A 6,685-nucleotide genomic window follows, 5' to 3' on the forward strand; every position below is an offset into this window, starting at 1 on the left:
GCGCCCCCCAGCCGGAGCCGGTGGCCAGTGTCTCCTTGGGCTCGTGGTCGGCGTACGGGCGCCACGCCGCGTACGCGGCGTCGACGGCGGCGCGCGGCAGCGCCGCCTCCAGCCGCGCGGCGGCCTCGGCCCGCGCCGCCGCCCAGTCGGCGCCGTGGACGGCGGCGGGGTCGGCGGTCAGCGGCCCGTACGCCTCCAGCCAGGCGAACTCCCCGCCCGCCTCCAGGGGGACGTGCTCCAGCTGGGTCGGCGCGAGGCCCGCCTGGATCTCGGCGTAGCCGGCCGTGCCGGGCTCGGTGAGCCACTCCTGCCAGCGCCGCCCGGTTTCGTCCGCGCCCCACAGGAAGAGCTTGCGGCCGGTGAGCGCGTCGGTCGAGGTCTGGACGAGGCCCTGGCCGTGCTCGTCGAGCGCGGCGATCCAGCGGCGTTCGCCGGCGGGGAGGTCGTAGAAGTAGTCGGCGTGGTGGGTGCCGTCCGCCGGGTACGTCCGGTCGGCGCCGTCCCAGCGGGGGACGGGCACCCGGCGCAGGGAGGCGCGGTCGTAGCCGAAGTGCCAGGCCGACTCGGCGGGGGTGAGGACCCGGGTGCGCGGGCCCTCGGGCACGGCGGTGTTGGACCACCAGTAGACGGGCGCGGCGCGGTGGTGCGGATTGCGGACGCGCACGCCGGCGTAGAGGAAGTCGGAGCCGTCCGGCAGCCACAGGTCGACCTGGAAGGGCAGGTCGCGCAGTCGCTCCCACTCCCACAGCCGCAGCATGTCGCCGCCGTCGGGCGCGGGTACCCGGGCCGCGTGGAGCGGGGCGACGGAGAGGGTGCCGTGGCCGGTCGCGCCGGTGTTCCATTCGATGCCGCCGGAGAACCAGGCGCCGTTGAGGGCGAAGCCGGCGGGCTGGAGGACGGGGTTGGAGTAGAGGAGCGAGCGGCCCGTCGGCTTGTGGACGAGGGAGTGCACCCGGCCGCCGAGCCCCGGCAGGACCGTGGCGCGCAGCCGGTCGTTCTCGATGACGATCGCGTCGAGGTCGGTGGGGACCCGGGTGCGGGTGTAGTCGTCGCGGCGGCGCACGGGCAGCACGGAGCGCAGCGGCGCGTAGCGGATCCGCCGGGCCATGGCGGGCGGCAGGTCCGCCATGGCGGCGCGGTCCAGGCGGTGGACGTCGCCCCGGGTGCCCAGCGGCGGCAGCGGGTTCTCGGGGCCGGGGGAGGCCGCGGGCAGGGTCAGCACGGCTCGTCGGATGGTCGTGGCCACGCGGGGGTCTCCCTCTCGTTTCGCCGGGGGTTCTCTCACAGCCACACGGGGGCGTCGGCGCCCCAGCGGCCGGGCCGCCGGGCCCAGTCGCGCGGGGAGCCCGTGAACTCCACGGGTGAGCGCGCGTACCGCAGCCGCCCCAGCGGGCCCTCTCCCTCGGCCAGCCAGGGCGCGGGGTCGTGGCCGTCGGCGCCGGCCTCGGGCTCGCCGTCGTCGTGGGGGACGTCGCGGGCCAGCCAGGCCGCCGTCTGCGCGAGGGCGAAGCGGGCCAGGTGGGTGCCGCCGGTGGCGCGCTGCTCGGTGACGGCGCGCAGCAGGGCGGCGGCCAGCAGATAGCCGGTGCCGTGGTCGAGGGCCTGGGCGGGCAGCGCGCCGGGGCCGCCGTCGGGGCCCGGCTCGGTGGCGGCGATGCCGCAGGCTGCCTGGACGAGGCTGTCGAAGCCGCGCCGGTCGCCCCACGGCCCGTAGCTGCCCCAGGCGCTCAGCTGGCCGATGACCAGGCCCGGCCGGCGCTCGGCGAGGGCCTGCGGGGACAGGCCGTGCCGGTCGAGCGCCCCGGGCCGGTAGCCGGTCACGACGACGTCGGCGGTGGCGAGCAGCTCCTCGAAGGCCGCGCGATCGGCGGGGCGGGCCAGGTCGAGGACGGTGGAGCGCTTGCCCGCGCCGGTGTCGTCGTGGAGCTCCTGGCTCTCCGGAAGGGAAGGGGGGTCGATCCGCAGCACGTCCGCGCCGAGCAGGGCGAGGGTGCGGGTGGCGACGGGGCCGGCGAGGACCCGGGTGAGGTCGAGGACGCGCAGCCCCTCGGCGGGCAGCGCGCCGGAGGGCGCCCCGAGCGCGCGGACGGGCCCGTCGGCGATCCGCTCCAGGGCGAGCAGCGGGCGCCGGGCGACCGCCGCGCCCTGCGGGTGGACGGCCCACTCGTGCGGGGTGCGCACGGCGACGGCCAGCCCGCCGGCCGCGTACACCAGCTCCTCCACCCGTGCGGCCTCCCGGCCCGCCAGCTCGGCGGCGACCCGGTCGACGAGGGGCGCCGCGTCGGCGTCCGGGCCGGGGTCGGGCACTCCGAGGGCGGCGAGGAGGCGAGCGCGGTGGTGGGGGTAGTTCGCGTGGGTGCGCACCCAGCCGTCGGCGGTGCGCCAGAAGCGGGACAGCGGGGCGAAGGAGGCCGGGGCGAGGCCGTCACGGCGCACATGGCGCTCGCTGGCGAAGGCCGTCGCGACGGCCCCGTCGTCGATGCGCACGCGCGGCGGTGGCCCGCCGCGCCGGGCGGCGAGCAGTTCGGCGGCGGCCAGCGCGCAGACGGCCACCGTGGCCCGGGCGGTCTCCCGGACCGGGAGACGGGCGGGCAGGGCCGTCTCCGGGCCGGCGTACTCCACGGCGGCCATGAGTGCGGGGTCCCCGCCGAGCAACGCCCAGACGTGGTCCGCCGCTTCGGACGATCGCTTGATCATCCCCCGAGTCTGGCACTGGGTGCCAGGTGCTGGGAAGAGGCCCTTTCAGGCGTCCTGCCCGGAAGTGTCCTGTCCCATGGGGGACACACGGGGGACACAACCCGATCGGGTGACATCCGGCGCGGGCCCGGCGCGGCGGCCGTGGAGGTCTAGGCTGGGGAGCACCAACGGTGATCGGCGGGCGACGCCCGGTGAGCGGCTCTGGGGCGGGTTCCGGTGAGCGAGCGTGAGTGAGCGCACAACCCCGTCCGGGCCGGAGCCACAGGGACGGACGTGTCAGTGGTGCCACGGCTCCGGGTACGGGACGCGGGCGCTGGCCTACTGCCCGGGCGCCGACCCCTTCACGGGCCCGGCCGACACCGTCCACCGCGCGGGGGAGTGCGCCCACTGCCGGGGGACCGGCGAGTACGACTCCGCGCTGGACCCCACCCTCGGCCATCCCCGGGAGGCCGGCGAGGGGTCCGCGGAGGAGCCGGACGACTGATCGCACATCCCGCTCGCGAGCGCGAACCGGGCACGAACCGCTCGTTCCGCTTGATCGCGCGCCGGTGGACGAATCACGGTGCGCGGCGCTGATCGCAGCACCTTTTGCGGCCGCCGGGCGCCCCTCACGGGACAAAAAATTCCAATTTTGCGCCGTCTCACAGTGCGGTCAATATGTGCTGTCGCACATACCTGTGCTCTTGCACAGCTGTGTGAAGTCGCCACAGAATCAGCGACCTGCCCGCAGTACGAGAGGCGCACCCTTCCATGCAAGAAACCGACGGCACTCCCGCACGCCGCTTCGGCCTCCCCACGGCCATCTGCCTGGTCATGGGCAACATCATTGGTGGCGGCATCTTTCTGCTGCCCGCCTCGGTCGCCCCGTTCGGCACCGTCAGCCTGCTGGCCTTCGGTGTGCTCACGATCGGAGCGATCGCCCTCGCCCTCGTCTTCGGGCGGCTGGCCGAGCGCCATCCGCACACCGGCGGTCCGTATGTCTATGCGCGTGCGGCGTTCGGCGACTTCGCCGGGTTCCTGTCCGCCTGGTCGTACTGGACGATGACCTGGGTCAGCAACGCCGCCCTCGCCGTCGCGGGCGTCGGCTACTTCCACGTGCTCACCGGGGGCTCGTCCTCCAAGGGCACGGACCTGGCGATCGCCCTGCTGATGCTGTGGCTCCCGGCGCTGGCGAACCTCGCCGGCACCCGCTGGGTGGGCGTGGTGCAGGTGGTCTCCACGGTGCTGAAGTTCGTCCCGCTGCTGTTCGTCGCCGTCGCCGGCCTGTTCTTCTTCGACCCGAAGAACCTCGGCTCCTTCTCCGAGGGCGGCGGCAGCTGGGCCAGCGGTCTGTCCGCCTCGGCGGCGATCCTGCTCTACAGCTACATCGGTGTGGAGTCCGCCGCGATGAGCGCGGGCGAGGTCCGCGACCCGGAGCGCAACGTGGGCCGCGCCAGCGTGTTCGGCACCATCGGCGCCGCGGTCGTCTATCTGCTCGGCACGGTGGCGGTCTTCGGCACGGTCGCGCACGACAAGCTCGCCAAGTCCACGGCGCCCTTCTCCGACGCGGTCGACGCGATGTTCGGCGGTGAGTGGGGCGGCACGCTGATCGCCTTCGCCGCCGTCGTCTCCATCGTGGGCGCGCTCAACGGCTGGACGCTCATGAGCGCCCAGATGCCCTACGCGGCCGCCAAGGACGGCCTGTTCCCGGCGATGTTCGGGAAGAAGCGGCGCGGGGTGCCGACGGCGGGCGTGATCGCCGCAGCGGTGCTCGCCTCGCTGCTGACGATCATCAACTACGTCTCCGGCTCGGGCGGGGTCTTCGAGATCCTGGTCCTCGTCACCACCTTCTCGGCGACCGTCCCCTACCTCCTGGCCACCGCCGCGCAGGTGTACTTCCTGCTCAAGGGCGAGCGCGACAAGGTCCACGCGGGCCGGTTCACGCGGGACATGGTCTTCGCGCTCGGCGGGTTCTGCTTCTCCTTCTGGCTGGTGGCCGGCGCCGGATACGCGGCGGTCTACCAGGGCGGGCTGTTCCTCTTCGCCGGCATCCTCGTCTACGCCTGGATGGCCGCCCGCCGTCCGGCGGCGGACGAGGGCGAGGGCGACGTCGCGGGTGAGCCCGCGGTGGCGGAGAAGTCCGCCGAGCCGGAGCTGGTCGCGTAGGACCGCCGGTACGACGCATGACGAAGGGGCGGGCCCTCGGGCCCGCCCCTTCCTCGTGTCTCGGGCCGTGCGTCTCAGGCCGTGACGCCGCCGTCCAGGACGAGTTCGGTGCCGACCGTGTAGGCCGCCTCGTCGGAGGCCAGGTGGAGCACCGCGGCGGCGACCTCCTGCGGGCTGCCCGCACGGCCGGCCGGGACGTCGCGGCTCATCCGCTCGGCCTTGTCGCGGGCCGACTCGCCGGGGCGCGAGGACATCGGGGTCTCGATGGGGCCGGGGCTCACCGCGTTGATCCGCACCCCCTCGCCGATGTGGTCCAGGGCGGCGGTGCGGGTCAGCGCGGAGACGGCGGCCTTGCTCGCGGCGTACGCGCCGAGCCCCGGGATGCGCTTGTGGGCGCCGAGGTTGGACGAGATGTTGACGATCGCGCCGCCGCCGTTGACCCGCATGTGCGCGATCTCGTGCTTCATCGACAGCCAGACGCCCGTGACGTTGGTGTCCAGCGCGGTGTGCCAGTCGTCCTCGGGGATGTCGGCGATCTTCGCGGGCGGGGTGAGCACGCCGACGTTGTTCACGGCCACGTCCAGGCCGCCGTAGCGCCGCACGGTCCGCTCGACCAGGGCCTCGACGTCGGCAGGGCGGGTCACGTCGGCGGTGACGGCCGTGGCCTCGCCGCCCGCCGCCTCGATGGCGGCGACGGTCTCCCGGAGCGGCTCGGCGCGCCGGCCCGCGACCACGACCCGGGCGCCCTCCCGGGCGAAGGCGAGCGCGACGGCCCGGCCGATGCCGGTGCCGCCACCCGTGACGAGGACGGTCCTGCCGGAGAAACGCGTGGTCATGTCGATGACTCCTCGGGATAACGGAAACAAAGATAAAAGAACGATCGGTCTTGAATTTGGGCATGAAGGAGCGCGGGAGGCGCTCCTCGCGGTGTCAGTCCAGCAGGGCCAGCGCCTGCTCGGCGGCGTCCCGCGCGAGGCCCGGCCCGGTGTCCAGCCGGCCGACCACGCGCAGCCCCTGGAGGAACACCAGGAGCATCCGGGCGAGCGCCACCGGGTCGCGCCCCTCGGGGAGTTCGCCCTGCGCCGCGGCCCGCATCAGGGCCGAGGTCAGCGCCGCCTCGACGTGGTGCCAGCTCTGCTCGACCCGGCGCGCCGCGGCCGGGTCGCGCGGGCCCAGCTCGACGGCCGTATTGGTCACGAAGCAGCCGCGCCGGGGCAGCTCGCCGGCCGACTCGGCCGCGAAGCGGCGCACCAGGGCGCGGACGGCCGGCAGGGCCGGGCCCGGCTGGGACAGCTCCGCCATGAAGCGCGGGTCCTGCTGCTCGCCGTAGCGCTCCAGGGCCTTGAGGTAGAGGTCGTGCTTGCCGCCGAATGTCGAGTAGAGGCTCGCCCGGGCGACGCCGAGGCGCTCCACGAGGTCCGCCATCGACGTCGCCTCGTAGCCGCGCTCCCAGAACAGCTCGAGGGCCGACTGGAGGGCGGCGTCCGGATCGAATTCCTTGGTCCTGGCCACGTCGTCGATCCTAGGCGTATCGAGAACGACCGGTCAAGAATCAATGCTCGGTCAAGAGTTCGCCCATCGGCGGTCTCATGGGTTGTCAGTGCAATGTCACATTACTATGGTACGCCGCACATCAACTCGTAGCTGACGCCTGATCAACCCCCCTGAGGAGAACCGGTGTACGCGCTACGCACAGTGCGCAAGGGGCTGCTCGCCGCCGCCCTGGCGGCCGCCCTCGCCCTGCCGGCGGCCCAGGCCGCCCAGGCCGGGCCCGCCCGTCCATCCGCCCGGACCCCCGCGCCCACGGCCGGGACCGCCACCGGCACGGCCCCGGTCCACGACC

The 6,685-nt window shown here is 74.5% G+C and carries 6 protein-coding genes; 2 read left to right on the plus strand and 4 right to left on the minus strand.

Annotation, left to right across the window (positions count from 1 at the left end; genetic code table 11):
• The coding region (locus K6I33_RS29265; protein ID WP_229357555.1) for a DUF5107 domain-containing protein at positions 1–1,246 on the minus strand (1,246 nt) is incomplete at its 3' end.
• A gap of 35 nt (positions 1,247–1,281) precedes the next feature.
• On the minus strand, positions 1,282–2,697 hold the full coding sequence (locus K6I33_RS29270; RefSeq protein ID WP_229357556.1) for a CoA transferase: 1,416 nt from the start codon (positions 2,695–2,697) through the stop codon (positions 1,282–1,284).
• A gap of 226 nt (positions 2,698–2,923) precedes the next feature.
• Here K6I33_RS29270 and K6I33_RS29275 point away from each other — a divergent pair, with 226 nt between their 5' ends.
• Both K6I33_RS29275 and K6I33_RS29280 read left to right on the plus strand, forming a co-directional pair.
• The gene (locus tag K6I33_RS29275) at positions 2,924–3,181 is read left to right on the plus strand and encodes a hypothetical protein (RefSeq protein WP_229357557.1); all 258 of its coding nucleotides are present in this window, start codon (positions 2,924–2,926) and stop codon (positions 3,179–3,181) included.
• A gap of 266 nt (positions 3,182–3,447) precedes the next feature.
• On the plus strand, positions 3,448–4,842 hold the full coding sequence (locus K6I33_RS29280; protein WP_229357558.1) for an amino acid permease: 1,395 nt from the start codon (positions 3,448–3,450) through the stop codon (positions 4,840–4,842).
• Positions 4,843–4,916: 74 nt separating this feature from the next.
• Here K6I33_RS29280 and K6I33_RS29285 read toward each other — a convergent pair whose 3' ends face one another.
• Positions 4,917–5,678, minus strand: a complete 762-nt coding sequence (locus K6I33_RS29285; RefSeq protein ID WP_229357559.1) for an SDR family NAD(P)-dependent oxidoreductase — start codon at positions 5,676–5,678, stop codon at positions 4,917–4,919.
• 94 nt (positions 5,679–5,772) lie between these two features.
• Complete coding sequence (locus tag K6I33_RS29290) at positions 5,773–6,354, minus strand: TetR/AcrR family transcriptional regulator (protein WP_229357560.1); 582 nt, start codon at positions 6,352–6,354, stop codon at positions 5,773–5,775.
• Positions 6,355–6,685: the final 331 nt, after the last annotated feature.

It is taken from the genome of Streptomyces sp. UNOB3_S3 (assembly GCF_020740895.1).
In the GTDB taxonomy this organism is placed as follows: Bacteria; Actinomycetota; Actinomycetes; order Streptomycetales; family Streptomycetaceae; genus Streptomyces.

Coding starts and splice junctions, on each gene's coding strand:
- K6I33_RS29280 (WP_229357558.1), top strand. CDS start 3,448: ATGCAAGAAACCGACGGCACTCCCGCACGCCGCTTCGGCCTCCCCACG.
- K6I33_RS29285 (WP_229357559.1), bottom strand. CDS start 5,678: ATGACCACGCGTTTCTCCGGCAGGACCGTCCTCGTCACGGGTGGCGGC.
- K6I33_RS29270 (WP_229357556.1), bottom strand. CDS start 2,697: ATGATCAAGCGATCGTCCGAAGCGGCGGACCACGTCTGGGCGTTGCTC.